Origin of the sequence: Agrococcus sp. UYP10 (assembly GCF_040547205.1) — a bacterium.
In the GTDB taxonomy this organism is placed as follows: Bacteria; Actinomycetota; Actinomycetes; order Actinomycetales; family Microbacteriaceae; genus Agrococcus; species Agrococcus jenensis.
This window is the reverse complement of sequence record NZ_JBEPPG010000001.1, coordinates 866,074-888,553: the sequence shown is the minus strand read 5'-3', so window position 1 is coordinate 888,553 and position 22,480 is coordinate 866,074. Positions and strand designations below refer to the sequence as shown.

Here is a 22,480-nt window from a genome sequence, read left to right as displayed (position 1 = left end):
ATGAGCGCGCTCGAGGCGTCGCTCCTGCGGCTCGCCCACGCCGTGGGGGAGCCGCAGCGCGAGCTGACGATCCTCGCCGAGGGCAACGTCTCCGCGCGGCTCGACGACGAGCGGATGCTCGTCAAGGCCACCGGGTCGTCGCTCGCGGCCTCCGGTCCCGACGACCTCGTCGAGTGCCGGTTCGAGCCCATCCTCGAGCTGCTCGACGACCCGACGGCGTTCGAGGGCGGCGCCGGTGACGCGCGGGTCGCCCAGGCGCTCATGGATGCGCGCGTCGACCCGGCGGCGAAGCGCCCGAGCGTCGAGGCGCTGCTGCACGCCGTCGTGCTGACGTCCGGCGCCGAGGCCGCGTGCCACACGCATCCGGTCGCCGCCAACGCGCTGCTGTGCTCGGACCGGGCGGAGCTGCTCGTCGCCGGCGCGCTCTTCCCCGACCAGGTCGTCGTGCTCGGCACCCGCAGCCTCCTCGTGCCCTACGTCGACCCCGGCCTCGGCCTCGGCCGGCTCATGCGGCACGAGCTGCGCGGCTTCGCCGACCGGCACGGCGCGCTGCCCAAGGTGGCCTGGCTGCAGAACCACGGCATCTTCGCCATCGGCGCGAGCCCGGCCGAGTGCCTCCGCATCACCGAGATGGCCGACAAGTTCGCGCGCATCCTGCTCGGCGCGCTCGCCGCGGGCGAGCCGCGCTTCCTGCCCGACGACGTCCTCGACCGCATCGACGGCCGGGACGACGAGCACGTCCGCCGCGCCATCCTCGACGCGGCCCACTGACCACCAGCGAAGGAGCTCACCATGCAGATCGGCGTCCACGGCCTCGTCTTCACCGGCACATTCGACGAGGCGGGCCTCCAGACGGCCATCGCCGGCACCCAGGCGGCGGGCTTCGACCTGCTCGAGCTGCCGCTCATGGACCCGTTCGCGATCGACGGCGCGCTCGTGCGGCGCATGCTCGACGACCACGGCGTCGCCATGACCTCGAGCCTCGGGCTCGACGCCGCGCACGACCTCTCGAGCGAGGACCCCGCGGTCAGCCGCCAGGGCGAGACGCTGCTCGAGCGCGCGATCGACGTCGTGGCGGAGGCCGGCGGGCAGCACCTCTGCGGCGTCATCTACTCGGCGATGCAGAAGTACATGGCACCGGCGACCGCGGCGGGCCGCGCGAGCTCGGCGGCCGCGCTCGGCCGGCTCGGCGACCGGGCGGCCGCGGCGGGCGTCACGCTCTCGCTCGAGATCGTCAATCGCTACGAGACGAACATCGCGAACACCGCCCGCGGCGGCCTGCGCTTCCTCGAGGAGGTCGGCCACGACAACGTGCACCTGCACCTCGACACGTACCACATGAACATCGAGGAGTCGGGGATGCTCGAGCCTGTCCTCGACGCGGGCGACCGCCTGAAGTACGTGCACATCGGCGAGAGCCACCGCGGCTACCTCGGCACCGGATCGGTCGACTTCGGCTCGTTCTTCCGCGGCCTCGGCCGTCTCGGCTACGACGGCCCGATCGTCTTCGAGTCGTTCTCGAGCGCGGTGGTCTCCGAGTCGCTCTCGAACACGCTCGGCATCTGGCGCAACCTGTGGGACGACTCCGCCGACCTCGCCGCGCACGCGAACCGCTTCATCCGCGACCAGCTGCGCTCCGTCGAGACGATCGCCCTCCACTGATCTCAACGGAGCGGTTGGTAGCAGGAGGGGATAGTGCCCTCGCGCGACCAGCCGCTCCGTTGAGGATCAGGCGGTGAAGACCGCGTGCGCCTGGGGCAGGCGGTGCCGGCCGCCGAGGTCCGAGAGCTCGAGCACGACGGCGACGCCCGCGACGGTGCCGCCGAGCTGCTCGACGAGGCTGATCGCCGCCACGAGCGTGCCGCCGGTCGCGAGCACGTCGTCGACGAGCAGCACCCGCCGGCCCGTGAGGTCGCCGGCCGCCTCGATCGTCGCGACCCCGTACTCGAGCGCGTAGTCGACGGATGCGGTCGGCCGCGGCGTCTTGCCGGCCTTTCGGATGGGCAGCAGGCCGGTTCCCGCGGTCGCCGCGACCGCGCCGGCGAGCAGGAAGCCGCGCGCCTCGACGCCCGCCACGAGGTCGAAGCCGCCCTCGAACGGCGCGGCCAGCGCGTGCGTGACGGTCGCGAGCGCATCCGCGTCGGTCAGCAGCGGCCCGATGTCGCGGAAGAGCACGCCCGGCGACGGGAAGTCGGGAGTGATCGCGATGCGCGACTCGGCGCGCTCGAGCGCTGCGGGGCTGGGGTCGGGCATCCCTCCACGCTATCGGCGCCGGGCCGTAGCGAGGTCCCCGGTGCGGCCGTAGAGTGCCCGCATGGCGGAGGCGCGGGGCAGCGGCCGGCTCGCGCTGGCCGCGGCCGCCTTCACGAGCAACTGGCGCAACCCCAACCTCCGTCGTGCGCAACTGAGCTTCCTCGGCGCGTGGACGGCGGAGTGGGCGTTCACCGTCGCGCTCGGCATCGTCGCCTACGCCGACGGCGGTGCGCTCGCGGTCGGCCTGGTGGGCCTCCTCCGCATGGTCCCGTCGGCGATCCTCGCCCCGCTGCTGTCGCCATTCGCCGATCGGGGGCGTCGCGAGCGGGTGCTCGTCGTCGTCTCCGCCGCGCGCGGCGTCGCGACCGGTGCCGCCGCCATCACGGTGGCGCTCGCTGGACCGACGCTCGTCGTCTACGCCCTCGCGGTGCTCTCGACCATCGCCGCCACCCTCTTCCGCCCCGCCCACTCCGCGCTCCTGCCCACGCTGTGCCGCACGGGGCACGAGCTGACGAGCGCCAACGTCGTGCGCGGGATGCTCGACTCGGTGGCCACGCTCGTCGGGCCGCTGCTCGCCACGGTGCTGCTCGCCGTCGCCGACGTGTCGGTCGTGTTCGCGGTCGCCGCCGGCGCGTCGATCTGGGCGGCGCTGCTGCTGCTCCGCGTCCGCTACGACGGCGCTCCTCGGGCGGCGGCGCCCCGCGGTCCCGGGCTGCTGCGCGAGGCGGCGGACGGCATCCGCGCGGTCGCCGGGCGTCCGGACCTGCAGCTCATCCTCGTGCTCGCCGCCGCGCAGTCGCTGACGCGCGGCGCGCTCACGGTGTTCTCGGTGGTCGTGGCGATCGAGCTGCTCCGCACGGGGGAGCCCGGCGTCGGCGCCCTCATGGCCGCCGTCGGCGTCGGCGCGGTCGCCGGCTCCCTCGCCGCGTCGTTCCTCGTCGGCTCCGGGCGGCTGGGTGGCTGGTTCGCCCTCGGGGTCGCGCTGTGGGGACTGCCGCTCGCCCTCGTGGGCGTCTTCCCCGAGCAGGCCGCCGCGCTCGTGCTGCTGGCCTTCATCGGCGTCGGCAACGCCCTCATCGACGTCGCCGGCTTCACCCTGATCGGCCGACTGGCTCCGGACGAGGTGCTCGCGCGCGTCTTCGGCATCCTCGAGAGCCTGGTCGCCGTCTCGATCGGGGTCGGCGCCCTCCTCGCGTCGGCGCTCGTGCAGTGGTTCGGGGTCGAGGCGGCGCTCATCGCGATCGGCCTGCTGTGCCCGGTGCTCGCGCTCGTCGCCTGGCGCCGCCTCCGCCGGCTCGACCGGGCAGTCGGCGACCTCGACGGCGCCATCCACCTGCTGCAGCGGGTGCCGATGCTCGCGCCGCTGCCGCTGCCGGCCATCGAGCAGCTCGCCCGCGGGCTCGAGGCGATCGCGGTGCCGGCCGGGCAGGCGGTGATCACCGAGGGCGAGATCGGTGACCGCTTCTACGTCGTCGAGTCCGGGCATGCGGATGTCGTCGGTGACGGTCGCGTCGTCGCGACGCTGGCCGAGGGCGACGGGTTCGGCGAGATCGCGCTGCTGCGCCGCACCCGCCGCACCGCGACCGTGCGGGCGAGCACCGCGCTCCGCCTGCGGGCGATCGACGCCGAGCGGTTCCTGCTCGCCGTGCTCGGCTACGCCCCGAGCACCGAGGCCGCGCTCGCGCACGTCGGCGACGAGCTCGACCGCTACGGCCCGCGGGAGCCGCTCGAGGAGCCGCCGGCGCCCTGACCGGACGCGCGGTGGCGTCCGCCATCGTCGCGATGACATCCGCCGTTGTGGCGCAGGGGCATCGGTGGGATCGTGAGCGCCGTGACCACCGAGCGGGCGACCCTCCTCATCGCCGACATCGGCGGCTACACCGACTACATGGGGTCGCACCGCATGACCCTGGCGCACGCCGAGGTGAACACCGCGCGGATGCTCGACCGCATGGTCGACGCGGCGCCGGGCTTCGAGCTCGTCGAGATCGAGGGCGACGCCGCGTTCCTCTCTCGTCGCGTGGGCAGCAGCGACGACGGCGCGGTCGGCGAGATCCTGGGCGCCGCCGTCGCGATGCACCGCGCGTTCCACCACGAGCGCGAGTACGTCGTCGCGAACCTCTGCCCGTGCGGCGGATGCCGGCAGGCGCGCGACCTCAAGCTCAAGTTCGTCGCGCACGTCGGCGACGTCGCGAGCCAGGCCATCCGCGGCCGCAGGAAGCTCGTCGGGATCGACGTGATCCTCGCGCACCGGCTGCTGAAGAACGCCGTGCCGATCCCCGAGTACGTGCTGCTCTCGGAGGACCTGTACCGCACCGGCGAGGCATCGGTGCCGGGCGACGTGCGCGAGATCACCCCCGACCTCGAGGGCATCGGCGAGATCCGCGCGTTCTTCGTCGACGTCGCCGACCTCGACGACCCGCCGCCGGTGCCTCGGGCGTCGTGGTCGGCGCGGCTCGGGAGCACCTTCCGCGCCGTCGGCCAGGGCCTCCCGTACATGCTCGGCCTCAAGCAGTCCCGCGGTCGCGCGCCCTCGACCTGACCCGAGCCCGGTTCTCGACGTCGCGGGTGGTCGCACGAGGCGATATGCCGCTCGCGCGACCACCCGCGACGTTGAGATTCAGGCGGGCATGAGGGCGGCGACCGCGCTCACCTCCACGAGCGCGCCGGGTACGCCGAGCGCCGAGACGATCGCCGCGGTCACGAGCGCCGGCTCGCCGTCGCTCGCGAGCTTCTGCGCCACCGCGCCGTAGGCGCTGGCGATGTCGGCGCCCTCGGCGAGCAGCACTGTCCACTGCACCACGTCGGCGAGCGTCGCGCCGGCCGCGGCGAGCGCCAGGGCGGCGTTGTCGACGGCGCGCGCCGACTGCGCGGCAGCGTCGTCCGAGACGAGCGCGCCGGTCTCGTCGACGCCGTTCTGGCCGCCGACGTAGATCGTGGTCGCGCCCGGCGGGACGATCGCGACGTGGCTGAAGGCGGGGGAGCGGACGAGGCCGTCCGGTCGGAGTCGGGTGATCGCATCCATGCCGACAGCGTGCACCGGGCCGCCGACGGTGTCACCCCGCGACCGTCGGCAGATCCGTCGCACGAAGGGGTTGCGCAACCGGTACTCAGCGATACTATGTACCAGTAGTCAGTGACACTGAGTAGTCGGTCAGGCGCATGCGACCGGTGCTCATCGGGACGGAGGACGAGATGCCCAGACAGGTGACGGAGATGCTCAAGGGCATCCTCGAGGGCCTGGTGCTCGCGATCCTCGGCGGCGGCCCCGCCTACGGGTACGAGATCACCGCTCGGCTCCGGGACGAGGGCTTCAGCGACATCGCGGAGGGCACGATCTACGCCCTCCTGGTGCGGGTGGAGCAGCGCGGCCTCGTCGACGTCGAGAAGGTGCCCTCGGAGAAGGGCCCTCCGCGCAAGGTCTACTCGCTGAACGCGCAGGGCGGCGAGTACCTGGAGGAGTTCTGGGCGAACTGGGGGTTCCTCTCGGAGCGCCTCGAGTCCCTGCGCGCAGAGGGCCGGAGCGGCCCCACCACGGCAGGAGGGATGTGACCATGTCGATCTTCGAGAAGATCATCGGCGACTTCGAGGGCAAGCGTCAGTACCGCGAGTACAAGGCGCGCGTGAAGGCGCTGCCGGAGCCCTACCGAGCGAGCGGTGCAGCGCTCGAGCGGTACGTGATGAACCTGGGCGCGGGCAACGACACCGCGATGCTGCTCACCATGCTCGACGACCTCGTGACGCTGCTCGAGCAGGGCGCCGAGGCACGGACGCCCATGCACGAGCTGCTCGGCGACGACGCGGTCGACTTCGCCGAGACCTTCCTCGCCAACTACCCGCAGGGCAGCTGGATCTCGAAGGAGCGCGCCCGCCTCAACGCCTCGATCGCCAAGGCCGTCGCCGAGGGGGAGCGATGAGCACCGCGATCGCGGAGCCCGTCATCCGCGTCCGCGGCGTCGAGAAGTCGTACAAGGCGCTCTCGGTGCTGCGCGGCGTCGACCTCGACGTCGAGCGGGGCACGATCGTCGCCCTGCTCGGCTCGAACGGCGCCGGCAAGACCACCCTCGTGCGCATCCTCGCGACGCTGCTCCGGCAGGATGCGGGCACGGCGACCGTCGAGGGCCACGACGTGCGCACCGACGCGGCCGCCGTCCGCGAGGCGATCAGCCTCACCGGGCAGTTCGCCGCCGTCGACGAGATCCTCACCGGCCGCGAGAACCTCGCGCTCGTCGCGCGCCTCCGGCACCTGCCGGAACCAGGCACCATCGCCGACGCCCTCCTCGCGCGCTTCTCGCTCGTCGAGGCCGGTGGTCGCCGGGTCGGCACCTACTCGGGCGGCATGCGCCGCCGGCTCGACATCGCGATGAGCCTCATCGGCTCGCCGCCGGTCATCGTGCTCGACGAGCCGACGACCGGCCTCGACCCGCAGGCCCGCAACGAGGTGTGGGATGCGGTGCGCGAGCTCGCGCGCTCTGGCACGACGGTGCTGCTCACGACGCAGTACCTGGAGGAGGCCGAGCAGCTCGCCGACCGCATCGCGATCCTGCACGAGGGCCGCATCGCGGTCGACGGCACGCTCGCCGAGCTCCGCGCCCTGCTGCCCAAGGCGACCGTCGAGGTCGTCGAGGTGCAGCCCACCCTCGAGGAGGTCTTCCTCGCCATCGTCGGCCGCGCCGGCACCGATGCGCCGACCGCGGCGCCCGCCTCCGAGGAGTCAGCATGACCACGCACGCCGTCGGCGACACCGCCGTGCTCACCGGGCGCTCGCTGCGCCACATCCTCCGCAGCCCCGACACGATCATCACCACCGCGGTGATGCCGATCGCGTTCCTCGTGCTGTTCGTCTTCGTCTTCGGCGGCGCGATCGACGTGGGCGGCGCCTCGTACGTCGACTACCTGCTCCCGGGCATCCTGCTCATCACCGTCGCCTCGGGCATCGCGTACACCGCCTACCGGCTGTTCCTCGACCTCCAGGCCGGCATCGTCGAGCGCTTCCAGTCGATGCCGATCGCGCGCTCCTCGGTGCTGTGGGCGCACGTGCTCACCTCGCTCGTGGCGAACCTCGTCTCGGTCGCGATCGTGATCGGCGCCGCGCTGCTCATGGGCTTCCGCTCGGGCGCCGGCGTCCTCGCGTGGCTCGGCGTCGCCGGCATCCTCACGCTCTTCACGCTCGCCCTCACCTGGATCGCCGTGATCGCCGGCCTTTCCGCCAAGACCGTCGACGGTGCGAGCGCCTTCTCCTACCCGCTCATCCTGCTGCCGTTCGTCTCGTCGGCATTCGTGCCCACCGAGTCGATGCCCGGCCCGGTGCGCTGGTTCGCCGAGCACCAGCCGGTCACGTCGATCGTCGACGCGATCCGGGCGCTGCTCGCGCAGCAGCCCGTGGGCGCCGAGCTGTGGATCGCGCTCGGCTGGTGCGTCGGCATCCTCGCCGTCGCGGCGGTGCTCGCCACCGCCCTGTATCGCCGCAAGCTCGGCTGACGGGGCGGTCGACGGCCCCGGGGATCCGCGGATCCACCGGGGCCGCCGACACGAGCCGGAAACAGCGATCCGGCTAGGCTCGCGGACATGGGCGATCTGTTCGACGACTACGACAAGCCCTTCGCGAACCCCCGGAAGCGCGAGGGCACGGCGTGGGATGAGATGTTCGAGAGCAAGGGCGCAGCGCGCGGCCCGTACAAGCCGCTGTACGACGCCCTCTCCGAGCTGACGAAGGACGACCTCCGCACGCGCGCCGACGCGCTCGCCACCTCCTACCTCGCGCAGGGCGTGACCTTCGACTTCGCGGGCGAGGAGCGGCCGTTCCCGCTCGACGCCATCCCGCGCATCATCACCGCCGAGGACTGGCGCCACGTCGAGTCGGGCGTGCAGCAGCGCGTGCGAGCGCTCGAGGCGTTCCTCGCCGACATGTACGGCCCGCAGCGCGCGGTCGAGGACGGCATCGTCCCCGCGAAGCTCATCTCCACGTCCACGCACTTCCACCGCCAGGCCGCCGGCGTCGTCGGCGCGAACGGCGTGCGCATCCACGTCTCGGGGATCGACCTCATCCGCGACCAGGACGGCGAGTGGCGCGTGCTCGAGGACAACGTGCGCGTGCCCTCCGGCGTCTCGTACGTCATCTCGAACCGCCGCGTGATCGCGCAGACGCTGCCCGAGATGTTCTCGACCATGCGCGTGCGCCCGGTCGGCGACTACTGCGACAAGCTGCTCCACGCCCTCCGTGCCGCCGCGCCCGCCGGCGTCGACGACCCGCGCGTCGTGGTGCTCACGCCCGGCGTCTACAACTCCGCCTACTTCGAGCACACGCTGCTCGCGCGGCTCATGGGCGTCGAGCTCGTCGAGGGCCGCGACCTGTTCACCTCCGGCGGCCGCGTCTACATGCGCACGACGGAGGGGCCGGCGCGCGTCGACGTCATCTACCGCCGCGTCGACGACGACTACCTCGACCCGCTGCAGTTCCGCGCCGACTCGATGCTCGGCAGCCCGGGCCTCATGCTGGCCGCGCGGCTCGGGAACGTCACGATCGCGAACGCGGTCGGCAACGGCATCGCCGACGACAAGCTCGTCTACACCTACGTGCCGGAGCTCATCCGCTACTACCTGTCGGAGGAGCCGATCCTCAAGAACGTCGACACGTGGCGGCTGGAGGATCCGGGCGCGCTCGAGGAGGTCATCGACCGCCTGCACGAGCTCGTCGTGAAGCCCGTCGACGGCTCGGGCGGCAAGGGCCTCGTCGTCGGCCCCGACGCGACGCCCGAGGAGCTCGAGGCGCTCAAGCAGCGGCTGCTCGACGACCCGCGCGGCTGGATCGCGCAGCCCGTCGTGCAGCTGTCGACCATCCCGACGCTCGTCGAGGACGGCATGCGCCCCCGCCACGTCGACCTCCGCCCGTTCGCCGTCAACGACGGCAAGGATGTCTGGGTGCTGCCCGGCGGCCTCACGCGCGTCGCGCTGCCCGAGGGCCAGCTGGTCGTGAACTCGTCGCAGGGCGGCGGCTCGAAGGACACCTGGGTGATCGCCGGCGCTCGCGAGCAGCTGCCGCTCATCGACCACGACGCCGAGTTCGGCGCGTCCGGTGAGCCGATGACCCGGCCGATCTCGATCATCGCCGGCCACGAGCACCCGCAGGACCAGTCGCCGCAGGACGCCCCGCGCGGCCAGGGCGAGCAGCAGCAGCAGAGCCAGTCGCAGTCGCAGTCGCGCGGCGGGCAGCGGCAGTCGCAGCGCCAGTCGCAGTCCGCTTCCTCGCGTCGGGAAGCGGTCGGTGGAGCCGATCGCGGACTGAGACAGCACCGGCCCGACACGGAAGGCACGCAGCCATGATGCTCAGCCGCATCGCCGAGAGCCTGTTCTGGATCGGCCGCTACATCGAGCGGGCCGACGGCACCGCGCGCATCCTCGACGTCTACCTCCAGCTGCTGCTCGAGGATGTCGCGGTCGACGAGGACACCGCCTGCCGCGCGCTGCTCGGCGTGATGGGCCACGACGCCCCGCCGGAGCGCAAGCTCACGCGCGTCGACGTCGTGAACTCGCTCGCGACCGACCGCACGCAGCCGGCGTCGATCGCCTACTCCGTGAACGCCGCGCGCGAGAACGCCCGCCGCGCGCGCGAGATCATCTCGACCGAGCTGTGGGAGGTGCTCAACGCCACGTACGCGAACATGCCGCGGCGCGTGAGCCCCGACCAGGTGCACCAGATGTTCGGCTGGGTGCGCGAGCGCTCGGCGCTCGCGAGCGGCATGGCCGACTCGACGGTGAGCCACGACGACGCGTGGAGCTTCTTCACGCTCGGGCGCTCGATCGAGCGCGCCGACATGGTCGCGCGGCTGCTCGCGACCCGCGCGCTCACCGAGGCGTCCGGCCCCTCGTGGACGACCATCCTGCGCTCGGTCGGCGCCTACGAGGCCTACCTGCGCACCTACCGCGGCGTGCCCTCGAGCACGAACGCGGCTGAGTTCCTGCTGCTCGACCGGCTCTTCCCGCGCTCGATCCTGTTCTCGGTGCGCAGCGCCGAGGCATGCCTGCAGGACATCGAGCCGCGGCAGGAGCGGGTCGGCTACGTCGACATCGCCCAGCGGATGCTCGGACAGATCCGCGCGGAGCTCGAGTTCCGCCCGATCCAGGACATCATCGAGGACCTGCCGGTCGTGATGGACAAGGTCCAGACGACCACGACGAACGTGTCGCACGCCGTGCGCGAGCGCTACTTCCCGACCCACAACATGCCCGCCTGGACCAGGGAGGCATCGTGAGCCGCATCCGCATCCGTCACACCACCGGCTACCGCTACGAGCAGCCCGCCGTCGCGTCGTACAACGAGTCGCGCATGCTGCCGTCGACCTCCGACGGCCAGTTCGTCATCTACTCGAACCTCGACATCCGCCCCAACACCTCGATCAACACGTATGAGGACTACTGGGGCACGAAGGTCGTCTCGTTCGACGTGCTCGCGCCGCACACCGAGCTGCAGCTGACCGCGACGAGCCTCGTCGAGGTGCGCCCGCGCCTCACCGGCGGGCACGACCTGTCGTGGGAGCAGCTCGAGAAGGTCGCGCTGCGGGCCACGCAGTACGTCGAGCAGCTCGGCCAGACGATCCGCACGCGCCCGACCGACGACCTCATCGCGGCGGCGCAGGAGATCCGCGATGCGTCCGAGACGCCGGGCGCCGCCGCCGCGGCGATCGCGCGCATGGTCGGCGAGGAGATGGAGTACATGTCGGGCGTGACGCACGTGCACACGCTCGCCGCCGAGGCGTGGACCAACCGCAAGGGCGTCTGCCAGGACATCGCGCACATCACGATCGGCGCGCTGCGGCACGTCGGCATCCCGGCGCGCTACGTCTCGGGCTACCTGCACCCGCGGCCGAACGCGCAGATCGGCGAGACGATCCGCGGCGAATCGCACGCGTGGGTGGAGTGGTTCACCGGCGAGTGGAACGCGTGGGACCCGACGAACCTCATCGACATCGGCGAGCGCCACGTCAAGGTCGGCCTCGGCCGCGACTACAACGACGTGCCACCGCTGCGCGGCGTCTACGCCGGTGCCGGCAAGAGCCAGCTCTTCGTCAGCGTGGAGATCACGAAGGAGTCCTGACCGCCCGCTGGTCGCGGAGCAGTCGGCGCAGCCGACCGCGTACTCCTGACCACCCGCTGGTCGAGTAGCAGTCGGCGCAGCCGACCGCGTATCGAGACCACCGGCGTCCCGACGAGCGTTCGTCAACCGCCGATGCGGGCCTGACGCGTGTCGGGCACGCCGTCCTCGTTCTCGTCGGCGCTCCGCGCGCGGCGAGCATCCCACCGCAGCAGCGGAGCGGCGAGCAGGGCCGCGAGCCCCGAGCCCAGCAGGACGCCGAGCTTCGCGGCGTCCGTGCGACCGCCGTCGTCGAAGGACAGCTCGCCGATGAGGAGCGACACCGTGAAGCCGATCCCGGTGAGCAGCGCGACGGGCAGGAGGTCGCGGATGCCGATGCCGTCGGGAAGCCGCAGGGGCGTGCAGCGGACCACCAGCGTCGAGACGCCCAGCACACCCAGCAGCTTCCCCACGACGAGGCCGGCGGCGACCGCGAGCAGGACGGGCTGGTCTGCCAGCAGGTCGCCGAAGCCGCCGCTGTCGACCACGGACACGCCCGCCGCGCAGAACGCGAAGACGGGCAGGGCGATGGCGGTCGCCCAGGGCCGCACCGCGGCTTCGTGGCGATGCGTGCGAGGCTCCCGCTCGCCGAAGACGGCGCGCGCCGGCACCGTGGCGCCGAGCAGCACACCGGCGATCGTCGCGTGCACGCCCGACTCGTGCATGAGCCACCAGGCGACGAGCGCGATCGGGATGAGCAGCCACCACGACGAGCAGCGAGACCGCACGAGCAGGCCGAACGCGGTGATGGCGAGGATTGAACCGAGCAGCGCGAACGCCTGCACGCCCGCGGTGTAGAAGACGGCGATGACGACGATCGCCAGCAGGTCGTCGACGACCGCCAGCGTCAGGAGGAAGGTCCGCAGGCCGACGGGCAGCCCGCGGCCGAAGATCGCGAGGACGGCGAGCGCGAACGCGATGTCGGTCGCGGCGGGGATGGCCCAGCCGGTGAGCGCGGAGCTGTCGCCGGCGATCACCACGATGGCTGCGAAGAAGAGCGCGGGCAGGGCCATCCCTCCGATGGCGGCGAGCACCGGCACCGCCGCCCGCCTGGGGTCGCGGAGGCTCCCGGCCACGATCTCGTGCTTGAGCTCTACGCCGACGACGTAGAAGAAGACGGCGAGGAGTCCGTCCGCGGCCCATGCGCCGACGGAGAGGTCGAGGTGGATCGCCTCCGGTCCGATGCGCGTGGCCATGAGGTCGGCGTAGGTCTCGCGCCAGGGCGAGTTCGCCCAGACGAGGGCTGCAGCTGCCGCGACGAGCAGCAGCACGCCGCTCGTCGTCTCGAGCCGCAGCAGCTGGGCGAGGCGTGCTCGGCGCGAGCCGATCGGGGTGCGGGGGGCTTCCATAGAGGGTCTCCTCTCGGCACCGCGCAGCCGGATCGCCGAGCGGCACGCCGACCAGGCTTCCCGGCACACCAGCCACCAGGCTACCGGCCCCGGCGGCAGCCCCGCTCTTCGGTCGTGGTCTGGCCGGCTCGTGCCCAGCGGTCTACCGTGGTCGCCATGTGCAGGAACATCACCGAGCTGCGGGGGCTGCAGCCTGCCGCCAACGACGAGGAGATCGAGGCCGCCGCGCGGCAGTACGTGCGGAAGGTCTCTGGCATCACGCATCCGACCGATCGCACGCGCGACGCGTTCGAGCGCGCGGTCGCCGAGGTCGCGCACATCACCGAGCACCTGCTCGCCGACCTGCCGGACCGGCGCCAGCCGCCGCAGACGGTGCCGCCGCTCCGCCGCCCGGAGGTGCGGGCACGCATCGCCGAGCGCGAGGCGGCCGCAGCAGCCGCGAGCTGACCCGGATCCTCAACGTCGCCAGTGGTCGCTCGATCCGCTATGGCGGCCGAGCAACCACCCGCGACGTTGAGAGTTCAGGCGGAGGCGCGCATCTGCGCGGTGATCTCGTCCATCACGCGCATGATGGCGACCGTCTCGTCGAGCGGCATGAGCGGGCTCTCGAGCTGCCCCGCCGCGACGCAGCGCTCGACCTCTGCGGCCTGGAACTGCATCCCGCGTCCGTCCGTCTCGGGCACGAACGTCTCCTTGTCGCCGGATGCGTGGCGGCGAGTGAACCCGGTCCACACGTAGAACGCGGGGTCGAGCTCGATCACGCCCTCGGTGCCGGCGATCGAGGCGCGGTTGGAACCGAGCGTCTCCATCGAGAACGTCACGGTCGACATGCGACCGCCCTCGTGCGTGAGGATCGCCGAGCCGCGGTGGTCGACGCCCGCGGCGTCGACGGCACCCGCAGCGCGGACGCGCGTCACCGGACCGAGGAACGCGTGCGCGAGCGAGACGCAGTAGACCCCGAGGTCGAGGAGCGCGCCGCCGCCGAGCGCACGCTCGATCATGCGGCCGCCGGGGGAGAGGTCGAGCATCTGCGAGTGGTCGGCGGTGACGCTCACGAGCTCGCCGAGGTTGCCCGCCGCGATGCGCTCGCGCACGACTTCCATCGTCGGCAGGAAGCGCGTCCACATCGCCTCCATCACGAAGACCCCCTTCGCGCGGGCCGCGTCGACGACCTCCTGCGCTTCGTCGCCCGTCGTGGTGAACGCCTTCTCGACCAGCACGTGCTTGCCCGCCTCGATCGCGAGCAGCGCGTGCTCGCGGTGCAGCCCGTGCGGCGACGCGACGTAGACGATGTCGACGTCGGGATCGGCGACGAGCGCCTCGTAGCTGCCGTGCGCGGTCGCGGCGCCGTGCGTCGTCGCGAACGCCTGGGCGCGACCCTGATCGCGGCTGCCGACCGCGACGAGACGGTGGCCGCCGACGGCGAGGTCGCGGGCGAAGGCTCCAGCGATGCCGCCGGGCGCGAGGATGCCCCAGCCGGGCGAGGAGGTCGTCATGCGGCGACTCTAGCCCGCGTCACCCGCATCCCGGGGCCGAGGGGTTCGCCATGCAGTCGCCGTTCGTGAGCACGGTCTCGACCTCGAAGACCTTCACGCTCACGGCCGGCGCGTCGACCGGCAGGGTGCCGGGCACCGAGAACCAGCCGCCGCCCGCGTCGACCTCGGCGGTGAAGACGACGGTGAGGGATGCGGTGACGTCGTCGCGCGCGGCGTAGGCGTGACTCGTCGCGGTCTCGGTCCACGACTCGTCGGTGCCGCTCCAGGCCGTGCCGGATGCGTCGCTCGTCTCCGTCGTGCCGTCGCCGTAGTCGAAGACGTAGGAGGTGGGCGTCCAGCGCACCTCGATCGGAGCATCGAACAGCTCGCCGTCCATCGTGTGCGTCTCCGCGGTGGCGTAGAAGTTCGTCGGTGTGCCGACGACGCCCCACCCGTCCGGCTCGACGACGAGCTCGCCGACGACCGGGCGGAACTGCGCGAGGTCGTTGATGGTGATGGGCTGCCCCACCTCCGCGACGCCAGGGCGATTGTCGATCACTGCGAAGTTCATCCGCTCGCAGGTCACCGGGTCGGTGCCCGCGTCCATGCACTCTTGATAGGGCGTCGGACGTGGCTTCGCCGCGGGGGCGGCGTCTGCCTCTGCGCTCGAATCACCAGTGCCAGCGCCGCTGCTGGAACCGACGATCACCAAGGCCCCCGATGCCGGGTCAAGTTCGCAACGATCGGTGATCACATCTAGTTCGGTGCAGGTAGCAGGACCAGTAGTTGCTTGGGCCAGCGACGCGAACGCAAACACCAGAAGCCAGATGCTCAATTGCACTATGCGCATATGGTCTCGTCCTCACTCAAGTTGAGGACCGCCACGAGTAGCCGGCCGTCCGTGCGGCGCTCGAACGCGACTGTCCAGGCGTCGAGACCTTCCCCCTGACGGACATCCCCATTCGCCTGTGTCGTCCGAACGTTCTCTGCGCTGGTGCACATGTGCGCAGTCAGGCCGCCCTGGCTTTGCTCAGTGATCTCAAGGGCGGTGACCTCTAGTACTCCGCGGCTGACTTCGCCTCGGTCGAGCGTTGCTTGAATCTGCTCGGCAAACTCTGCGGCGAGCGCCGGAGTTGCATGCTCTTCGAGGCCGGGTCCCGAGGCAGAGCCCTGCGCGAATTGCTCATCGACATCGGTGTAGAAGTCAGCAAATGCTCGGGTCGCCTCCATGACCAGTGCGGCCTCGCTGGTCGGCGTCGCAACCGGCGTCGTCGACTCAGTCGGCTCCGGCGGCGTGCAACCCGCGAGGGCGAGCGCCGCGACGAGCGCGACGCCTGCTGCGAGCCTCCGGAGCATGGGGGCAGAGTACGCCGCGCCGCAACCGCGCGGTCAGGTCTCTCCACAGCTCGCACTTGACGAGATCGCCAACGGTGTTTTACTGTCAACAGTAGAACAGCACGAGATGCCCACTGCAAAGGAGCAGTCATGAACCTCCACGCGCTACTGCGTCGTCGAGCGGCCGAGTCCGGCCCCATCCGAGTCGGCGTCATCGGTGCCGGCAAGTTCGCGTCGATGTTCCTCACGCAGGCATCCGTCACTCCCGAGTTCCACGTCGTCGGCGTCGCCGACATCAACGTGCCGAAGGCGAAGGACGCGCTCTCGCGCACCGGCTGGTCGGCCGACCGCTACGCCGCCACCTCGCTCGACGAGGCCGCGCGCACCGGCCTGACCGCCGTGATCGACGACTCGATGGCGCTGATCAAGCACCCCTCGGTCGAGGTCATCCTCGAGATCACCGGCAACCCGATCGTCGGCACCGACCACGCGGTCGCGGCCATCGACAACGGCAAGCACGTGATCATGGTCAACGTCGAGGCCGACTGCATGGTCGGCCCGCTGCTGCAGCGCCGCGCTGCCGCGGCCGGCGTCGTCTACTCGATGGCCTACGGCGACCAGCCCGCGCTCATCTCCGAGCTCGTCGACTGGTGCCGCACGGTCGGCTTCGATGTCGTCGGCGCCGGCAAGGGCACGAAGTACCTGCCCGAGTACCACTACTCGACGCCCGACACCGTCTGGGACTACTACGGCTTCACCCCCGAGCAGCTCGCCTCCGGCGACTTCAACCCGAAGATGTTCAACTCGTTCCTCGACGGCACGAAGTCGGCGATCGAGATGGCCGCCGTGGCGAACGGCACCGGCCTCGAGCCGCAGCTCGAGGGCCTCCACTTCCCGCCTGCCGGGGTCGACGACCTCCCGCGCATCTTCCGCGAGCGCTCGGTCGGCGGCGAGCTCGACCGCCGCGGCACCGTCGAGATCGCGTCGAGCCTCCACCGCGACGGCTCCGAGGTCGAGCGCGACATCCGCTGGGGCGTCTACGTCACCTTCGAGGCGAAGACCGACTACGCCGTGCAGTGCTTCGCCGAGTACGGCGTCAAGACCGACGAGACGGGCCGCTACGGCTCGCTCTACCGGCCGTACCACATGATCGGGCTCGAGCTCGGGGTCTCGATCGCGAGCGCCGTGCTGCGCGGTGAGCCCACCGGCGCCCCCACGGGCTTCCGCGGCGACGTCGTGACGACCGCGAAGCGCGACCTCAAGGCCGGCGAGACGCTCGACGGCGAGGGCGGCTTCACCGTCTTCGGCAAGCTCCGCCCCGCGAGCTTCTCGCTCGAGCAGGAGGCGCTTCCGCTCGGCCTCGCGCACGGCGCGAAGCTCATCCGCGACGTGCCGAAGGACCGCTCGGTCACGTGGAACGACGTGGATGCGGACGGGTCGCTCGCGGCCGTCCGGTTCCGCCGAGAGCTCGAGGCGGAGTTCCGCGCCGAACAGAGCGTCACGGTTTCATAACGCACGCGTTCTACTGTTGACAGTAGAACGCGACCACGGTTCACTCGTCTCAGGCACCGTCGCCTCACCACTCGCAAAGGAGCGAAACCCATGCCACGACTGATCGATCAGATCATGTCGACGCTCGACAAGATCGTCCAATGGTTCTGCGTGCTCTGCCTGGTCGTGATCACCGTCGCGGTGACCTGGCAGGTGATCTCGCGCTACGTCACGCGTGACTCCGCATCCTGGACCGTCGAGGTCTCGTCGCTCGCGTTCGTCTGGCTCTCGATGTTCGCCATCGCGCTCGGTGTCCGTCAGGGACGCCACATGGTGCTGGACATCTGGGAGTACGCGCCGGCTCACCGCTGGCTCCGCGTCACCGTGACGACGGTGGCGAGCGCGCTCGTGCTCTTCACCCTCGCCGTGCTCGTCTGGTACGGCATCGATGCGCTGCCGAGCGCGATGCGCCGCAACATGCCGGGCATCGATCTGCCCTTCGGCATCATCTCGCTCGCCGTGCCCGTGGGCTGCTCGTTCTCCGCTCTGTTCGCCATCGAGGCGTGGTGGAAGCTCGTCCGCAACACCGACCCCGAGGTCGACCCGCTCCCGTCGAGCGTCCTGTTCCAGTCCGAAGAGGACACGCTTGTGAAGGGTGAGGTGTAACCCATGGGTCCTCTGCTGCTCGGCAACTTCGTGGGAGCGATGCTCCTGCGCGTCCCCATCGGCTTCGCGCTCGCGCTCGCGTCGATCATCACCATCTGGCTCGTCACCGACACGCCGCTGACCATCGGCGCCCAGCGCATCGTCGCGGGCATCACGCCGTTCGCGCTGCTCGCCATCCCGCTCTTCATCCTCGCGGGCGGCATCATGAACGCCGGCGGCATCACGAAGCGACTGCTCAACCTTGCCGACTCGATCGTCGGTGGGATGCGCGGCGGTCTCGCGCAGACGAACGTGCTCTCCGCACTGTTCTTCGGCGGCATCTCGGGCTCGGCGGTCGCCGACATCTCGAGCCTCGGCCGCATCCTCATCCCCGCGATGAAGGCGCGCAACTACAAGGCCGCATACACGGCCGCCGTCACGGCCGCCGCGCCGATCGTCGCGCCGATCATGCCGCCGTCGATCACAATGATCGTCTACGGCGTGGTCTCCGGAACGTCCATCGGCGCGCTGTTCTTCGCCGGCATCATCCCCGCGCTGCTCTACATCGCGATGCTGATGGTCGCCGTGCACCTGACCGTGCGCAAGCAGGGCTTCACCGACGAGCTGGTCGCCAACACGACGAACATCGAGCTCATCGGCAAGACGCCCAAGGAGGAGCGCCCGAAGTTTCTGCCGTCGCTCGTCGGGTCGCTGCCGGCGCTGCTGCTGCCGCTCATCATCCTCGCCGGCATCCGCTTCGGCTGGTTCACCGCCACGGAGGCGGCCGCGGTCGCGGTGGTCTACGCACTGCTCGTCGGCCTGTTCATCTACCGGGAGCTCACCTGGAAGAAGCTCGTCACGGCGCTCGCCGAGTCGGGCCTCATGGTCGGCCTCATCATGCTCGTGCTCGCCGCGGCGCAGCTCTACTCGTGGGCGCTCACGTCCGGCGGTGTGCCGCAGGCGGCGGCGGAGGCGATCTTCGGCTTCACCGACAACCTCGTGGTGCTCCTCATCCTCGTCAACATCATGCTGCTCATCGCGGGCATGTTCATCGAGGCGAACGCTGCGCTGATCATCATCACGCCGATCCTGCTGCCGGTGATGACGTCGCTCGGGGTCGACCCTGTGCACCTCGGCATCATCATCGTCGTCAACCTCGGCATCGGCCTCATCACGCCGCCGGTCGGCATCGCGCTGATGCTCTCCGCCGAGATCTCGAAGGTCAAGTTCATCTCGGCGATCCGAGCCTCGTGGCCATTCCTGCTCACCGGCCTCATCTTCATGCTCCTCATCACCTACGTCCCGCAGATCTCGCTCTGGCTGCCATCCGTGCTGCTCGGCGAGTGACCGCGATCCAAACCACCAAGGAAGGAATCACCATGCGCACCACCAAGCTCCTCGCCGGCGCGGGCATCGTCGCCCTCGCCCTCGCAGGCTGCTCGACCGGCGGCTCGGCTCCCAGCAGCTCGGGCGGCACCGGCGCCGAGGGCGAGACGATGACCCTCGTGCTCGGCCACGCCGGCTCCACCACCGACCCGCGCCAGTGGGCTGCCGAGCAGTTCGCCGAGCGGATCGAGGAGGCGACCGACGGTCGCGTCACCGTCGAGATCCACTCCGACTCCACCCTCGGCACCTGGGAGGAGATGATCGACGGCCTGCAGATCGACAGCGTCGACATCGTCATCGAGTCGATGCTCTCCGTCGAGGCCTACACCGACCTCGCGTCGGTCGAGACGGCTCCGTTCCTCTACGACAGCGAGGAGCAGTTCTTCGAGGTCTGGGGCGGCGAGCTCGGCGACGAGATCCAGGCCTCGGTCACCGAGGCATCCGGCTACTCGCTGCTCGGCAACATGTACCGCGGCCCGCGCGAGCTCACCACCAAGGAGCCCGTGACGCAGCTGAGCGACGTCGAGGGCCTCACGATCCGCACGCCGAGCGCGCAGACGATGCTCGACACGTGGAACGCGCTCGGCGCTCGCGCCGAGGCGCTGCCCTTCAACGAGGTCTACTCGGCACTCGAGTCGGGCGTGCTCGACGGCCAGGAGAACCCGCTCGACGCGATCCTCTTCAACTCGATCCACGAGGTCGCGCCGCACATCGCCGAGACCGACCACATGTACGCCAACTACCACTTCATCATGTGGGACGAGGCGCTGCAGGGCTACCCGGAGGACATCCGCCAGGCGATCCTCGACGTCACGGATGAGGTCGGCCAGGAGTACACCGACAACACCGTCACCAACATGGCCGACTACCGCTCGCAGCTCGAGGAGGCCGGTGCGGAGTTCCACGAGATCACCGACCGCGACGCATGGGTCGAGGCGACGCAGCCCGTCGTCGAGGGCCTCCCCGACCAGGTGCAGACCTGGGTCGAGCAGATCCGCGGCATGTGATCCACGGCGGGGCCCCGTCCGCGGGGCCCCGCCACCCCACCCCACCATCCCGCCGCATCGGCACCCAGGCGGTGCGGCACCACCCGTCGAGCCCCACGCATCCGACATCTCAGGAGAGAGACCATGAACCTGCACGAGCTGCTCAAGGAGCGCGAAGCACAGGGCCAGCCGATCCGCGTCGGCCTGATCGGCTCCGGCCGGTTCGGGACGATGTACCTCTCGCAGGCCCGCAACATCCCCGGCGTGCGCGTGCTCGCGATCGCCGACATCAATACGGCGCGCGCCCGCGAGTCCCTCGCTCGCGTCGGCTGGCCGGAGGACGCCATCGTCGACTCGGTCGACGACCTGTCCGAGGGCAAGACGGCCGTCATCGCGAACGCGATGGACCTCTTCCGCACCGACATCGACGTGATCGTCGAGGCGACGGGCAACCCGATCGTCGGCATCAAGCATGCGCTCGCCGCGATCGACTCCGGCAAGCACGTGATGATGGTGACGGTCGAGGCCGACGCCCTCGCCGGCCCGGCGCTCGCCAAGCGCGCGAAGGATGCGGGCGTGGTCTACTCGATGGCGTTCGGCGACCAGCCCGCGCTCATCTGGGAGCTCGTCGACTGGGCGCGCACGAGCGGCTTCGACGTCGTCTGCGCCGGCAAGGGCGCGAAGTACCTGCCCGGCTACAACCAGATGAACCCCGACAACGTGTGGGACCACTGGGAGTTCTCGGACGAGCTCAAGCAGTCCGGCCAGCTCAATCCCTACATGCACACGTCGTTCCGCGACGGCACGAAGGCCGCCATCGAGATGGCAGCCGTCGCCAACGCTGCGGGCCTCGTGCCCGGCGACGCCGGCCTCAGCTTCACGCCCGGCAACCTCGAGGAGATCGCCACGGTCTGCCGCCCGGAGTCGGTCGGCGGCGTGCTCTCGCACGAGGGCACCGTCGACGTGATGTCGAGCTACACCCGCGAGGGCGACTGGATCCCCCACAACACCCAGGAGGGCGTGTTCGTCGTCGTGAAGGCGACCAACGACTACGTCTCCGAGTGCTTCCAGGAGTACCCGTGGCACCCGGACCCCACCGGGCAGTACGCGGCGCTCTACCGGCCGTACCACTACGTCGGGCTCGAGCTCAACGTCTCGATCGCGAACGCGGTGCTGCGCGGCGTCGCGACGGGCACGGCCATCGGCTTCACGGCGGATGTCGTGGCGACCGCCAAGAAGGACCTGGCCGCGGGCGACACGCTCGACGGCGAGGGCGGCTTCGCGGTCTACGGCAAGCTCGTGTCGGCTCGCACGTCGGTCGCCGAGGGCTACCTGCCGGTCGCGCTCGCGCACCACGTGCCGCTCAAGAACGACATCAAGCAGGGCGAGAGCGTGCGCTGGGACGATGTCGAGGTCGACGACTCGCTCGCGCAGGCGATCGAGCTGCGCCGCGAGACCGAGGCGCTCGCCGCTGCAGCCGCGGCGTGATCCGATCCTCATGAGCCGTTCGCTGAGCCTCCTCGGGCTGGGTGCCATGGGCCTGCCGATGGCGCGCAGGCTCGCGGCGCGCGGTGCGCTGACGGTCTGGAACCGCAGCGCGTCGCGCGCCGAGGCCTTGCGCGAGGAGGCACGGCGTGATGAGGCCCTGCGTGACGGGGCGGCGGACGTCGTGGTCGCCACGACGCCCGCCGCCGCGGCGACCGAGGTGGTCCTCACCGCGCTGCCCGACCTGCCGCAGGTGCGGGAGGTGCTCGAGGGCGACGACGGGCTGCTCGCCGGCTGGCGGGCGGCGGGCGTCGAGCATCCGATGCTCGTCGTGCACGGCACGGTGTCGCCCGTCGCGCTGCGCGAGCTGGCCGACGAGCTCGCGGCCCAGGGCATCGATGTGGTCGACGCCCCGATGTCGGGCGGCGTGCTCGGTGCCGCCGAGGGCCGCATCAGCTTCTTCGTCGGCGGCAGCGAGGCCCAGGTCGCCGAGCTCGCCCAGCTGCTCGAGCCGTGCGCCTCACGCGTCACGCGGATGGGCGGCACCGGCACCGGCGCGATGGCGAAGCTGTGCAACCAGCTCATCGTCGCCGAGACGGTCACCGCCCTCTCGGAGGCGTTCGCCCTCGCCCGCGCGAGCGGCATCGACGCCGAGACCCTCGCCGACGCGCTCGGCTCGGGGCTCGCCTCGAGCGAGGTGCTGCGGCAGAAGCGGCACCACTGGATCACCGAGTCGTTCGAGCCCGGCGGCACGATCGACTACCAGGTGAAGGACCTCCGCTTCGCGCGCGAAGCGGCCGACGACGCGGGGCTGCGGCTCGACGCCGCCCGCACCGCGCTCGCGCTCTTCGAGGCCGCATCCGCCGCCGGCGACGGCGGCCTCGACCACTCCGGCATCTACCAGACCATCCGTCGGCCGCAGCGCTGACGACGACACGAGGGAAC

24 protein-coding genes are annotated in these 22,480 nt (G+C 71.1%); 18 read left to right on the top strand and 6 right to left on the bottom strand.

Features of this window, described 5'->3' with window-relative positions; genetic code table 11:
* Positions 1-771, top strand: a complete 771-nt coding sequence (locus ABIB37_RS04375) for a class II aldolase/adducin family protein (RefSeq protein ID WP_354257188.1) — start codon at positions 1-3, stop codon at positions 769-771.
* A gap of 21 nt (positions 772-792) precedes the next feature.
* Positions 793-1,662, top strand: coding sequence for a sugar phosphate isomerase/epimerase family protein (locus ABIB37_RS04370; RefSeq protein ID WP_123696778.1), 870 nt, complete (start codon positions 793-795; stop codon positions 1,660-1,662).
* Positions 1,663-1,728: 66 nt separating this feature from the next.
* Here ABIB37_RS04370 and ABIB37_RS04365 read toward each other — a convergent pair whose 3' ends face one another.
* Positions 1,729-2,253 (bottom strand): adenine phosphoribosyltransferase, encoded by a 525-nt coding sequence (locus tag ABIB37_RS04365; protein WP_354257185.1) that lies wholly within the window; start codon positions 2,251-2,253, stop codon positions 1,729-1,731.
* Positions 2,254-2,314: 61 nt separating this feature from the next.
* Between ABIB37_RS04365 and ABIB37_RS04360 the strand changes: the two genes are divergently transcribed.
* Positions 2,315-4,003 (top strand): MFS transporter, encoded by a 1,689-nt coding sequence (locus ABIB37_RS04360; RefSeq protein ID WP_354257182.1) that lies wholly within the window; start codon positions 2,315-2,317, stop codon positions 4,001-4,003.
* A gap of 81 nt (positions 4,004-4,084) precedes the next feature.
* Positions 4,085-4,795 (top strand): DUF2652 domain-containing protein, encoded by a 711-nt coding sequence (locus ABIB37_RS04355; RefSeq protein ID WP_354257179.1) that lies wholly within the window; start codon positions 4,085-4,087, stop codon positions 4,793-4,795.
* A gap of 78 nt (positions 4,796-4,873) precedes the next feature.
* Here ABIB37_RS04355 and ABIB37_RS04350 read toward each other — a convergent pair whose 3' ends face one another.
* Entirely contained in the window at positions 4,874-5,278 is a 405-nt protein-coding gene (locus ABIB37_RS04350) for a RidA family protein (protein WP_354257176.1), read from the bottom strand.
* A 170-nt stretch (positions 5,279-5,448) separates the two neighbouring features.
* Here ABIB37_RS04350 and ABIB37_RS04345 point away from each other — a divergent pair, with 170 nt between their 5' ends.
* The 7 genes from ABIB37_RS04345 to ABIB37_RS04315 all read left to right on the top strand — a co-directional run bounded on the left by ABIB37_RS04345 (position 5,449) and on the right by ABIB37_RS04315 (position 11,347).
* Positions 5,449-5,805: a PadR family transcriptional regulator gene (locus ABIB37_RS04345; RefSeq protein ID WP_354257173.1), complete on the top strand. Its 357-nt coding sequence runs from the start codon at positions 5,449-5,451 to the stop codon at positions 5,803-5,805.
* Positions 5,806-5,807: 2 nt separating this feature from the next.
* Positions 5,808-6,170 (top strand): DUF1048 domain-containing protein, encoded by a 363-nt coding sequence (locus ABIB37_RS04340; RefSeq protein WP_354257170.1) that lies wholly within the window; start codon positions 5,808-5,810, stop codon positions 6,168-6,170.
* Positions 6,167-6,976 carry an ABC transporter ATP-binding protein gene (locus ABIB37_RS04335; RefSeq protein ID WP_354257167.1) on the top strand — a complete coding sequence of 270 codons (810 nt, stop codon included), beginning with the start codon at positions 6,167-6,169 and terminating at the stop codon, positions 6,974-6,976. Before ABIB37_RS04340 ends, ABIB37_RS04335 begins: the two co-directional genes overlap by 4 nt.
* Positions 6,973-7,734, top strand: a complete 762-nt coding sequence (locus tag ABIB37_RS04330) for an ABC transporter permease (protein ID WP_354257165.1) — start codon at positions 6,973-6,975, stop codon at positions 7,732-7,734. Before ABIB37_RS04335 ends, ABIB37_RS04330 begins: the two co-directional genes overlap by 4 nt.
* Before the next feature lie 87 nt (positions 7,735-7,821).
* A complete protein-coding gene (locus ABIB37_RS04325; protein ID WP_354257162.1) occupies positions 7,822-9,576 on the top strand; it encodes a circularly permuted type 2 ATP-grasp protein in 1,755 nt (584 codons plus the stop codon).
* Positions 9,576-10,505, top strand: coding sequence for an alpha-E domain-containing protein (locus ABIB37_RS04320; protein WP_123698465.1), 930 nt, complete (start codon positions 9,576-9,578; stop codon positions 10,503-10,505). The genes ABIB37_RS04325 and ABIB37_RS04320 overlap by 1 nt, the downstream gene beginning before the upstream one ends.
* Positions 10,502-11,347 carry a transglutaminase family protein gene (locus tag ABIB37_RS04315; RefSeq protein WP_354257159.1) on the top strand — a complete coding sequence of 282 codons (846 nt, stop codon included), beginning with the start codon at positions 10,502-10,504 and terminating at the stop codon, positions 11,345-11,347. The genes ABIB37_RS04320 and ABIB37_RS04315 overlap by 4 nt, the downstream gene beginning before the upstream one ends.
* Positions 11,348-11,469: 122 nt before the next feature.
* Here the strand turns inward: ABIB37_RS04315 and nhaA are convergent, their stop codons facing one another.
* Complete coding sequence (gene nhaA / locus ABIB37_RS04310) at positions 11,470-12,732, bottom strand: Na+/H+ antiporter NhaA (RefSeq protein WP_354257156.1); 1,263 nt, start codon at positions 12,730-12,732, stop codon at positions 11,470-11,472.
* Between the two features lie 156 nt (positions 12,733-12,888).
* Between nhaA and ABIB37_RS04305 the strand changes: the two genes are divergently transcribed.
* A complete protein-coding gene (locus tag ABIB37_RS04305; RefSeq protein ID WP_354257153.1) occupies positions 12,889-13,179 on the top strand; it encodes a DUF2277 domain-containing protein in 291 nt (96 codons plus the stop codon).
* Between the two features lie 74 nt (positions 13,180-13,253).
* Here ABIB37_RS04305 and ABIB37_RS04300 read toward each other — a convergent pair whose 3' ends face one another.
* The 3 genes from ABIB37_RS04300 to ABIB37_RS04290 all read right to left on the bottom strand — a co-directional run bounded on the left by ABIB37_RS04300 (position 13,254) and on the right by ABIB37_RS04290 (position 15,563).
* A complete protein-coding gene (locus ABIB37_RS04300) occupies positions 13,254-14,228 on the bottom strand; it encodes a Gfo/Idh/MocA family protein (RefSeq protein ID WP_354257150.1) in 975 nt (324 codons plus the stop codon).
* Positions 14,229-14,247: 19 nt separating this feature from the next.
* Positions 14,248-14,814, bottom strand: coding sequence for a hypothetical protein (locus ABIB37_RS04295; RefSeq protein WP_354257147.1), 567 nt, complete (start codon positions 14,812-14,814; stop codon positions 14,248-14,250).
* A gap of 233 nt (positions 14,815-15,047) precedes the next feature.
* Positions 15,048-15,563: a hypothetical protein gene (locus ABIB37_RS04290; RefSeq protein ID WP_354257144.1), complete on the bottom strand. Its 516-nt coding sequence runs from the start codon at positions 15,561-15,563 to the stop codon at positions 15,048-15,050.
* Between the two features lie 129 nt (positions 15,564-15,692).
* On the opposite strand from ABIB37_RS04290, the gene ABIB37_RS04285 reads away from it, so the two are divergent.
* The 6 genes from ABIB37_RS04285 (at position 15,693) to ABIB37_RS04260 (ending at position 22,463) form a co-directional block, all read left to right on the top strand.
* Entirely contained in the window at positions 15,693-17,054 is a 1,362-nt protein-coding gene (locus tag ABIB37_RS04285) for an NAD(P)H-dependent oxidoreductase (RefSeq protein WP_354257141.1), read from the top strand.
* A 90-nt stretch (positions 17,055-17,144) separates the two neighbouring features.
* A complete protein-coding gene (locus ABIB37_RS04280) occupies positions 17,145-17,699 on the top strand; it encodes a TRAP transporter small permease (protein ID WP_354257138.1) in 555 nt (184 codons plus the stop codon).
* Positions 17,700-17,702: 3 nt separating this feature from the next.
* A complete protein-coding gene (locus ABIB37_RS04275) occupies positions 17,703-19,025 on the top strand; it encodes a TRAP transporter large permease (RefSeq protein ID WP_354257135.1) in 1,323 nt (440 codons plus the stop codon).
* A 32-nt stretch (positions 19,026-19,057) separates the two neighbouring features.
* Complete coding sequence (locus tag ABIB37_RS04270; protein WP_354257132.1) at positions 19,058-20,071, top strand: TRAP transporter substrate-binding protein; 1,014 nt, start codon at positions 19,058-19,060, stop codon at positions 20,069-20,071.
* 123 nt (positions 20,072-20,194) lie between these two features.
* The gene (locus ABIB37_RS04265) at positions 20,195-21,538 is read left to right on the top strand and encodes an NAD(P)H-dependent oxidoreductase (protein WP_354257129.1); all 1,344 of its coding nucleotides are present in this window, start codon (positions 20,195-20,197) and stop codon (positions 21,536-21,538) included.
* Between the two features lie 10 nt (positions 21,539-21,548).
* The gene (locus ABIB37_RS04260; RefSeq protein WP_354257126.1) at positions 21,549-22,463 is read left to right on the top strand and encodes an NAD(P)-dependent oxidoreductase; all 915 of its coding nucleotides are present in this window, start codon (positions 21,549-21,551) and stop codon (positions 22,461-22,463) included.
* Positions 22,464-22,480: the final 17 nt, after the last annotated feature.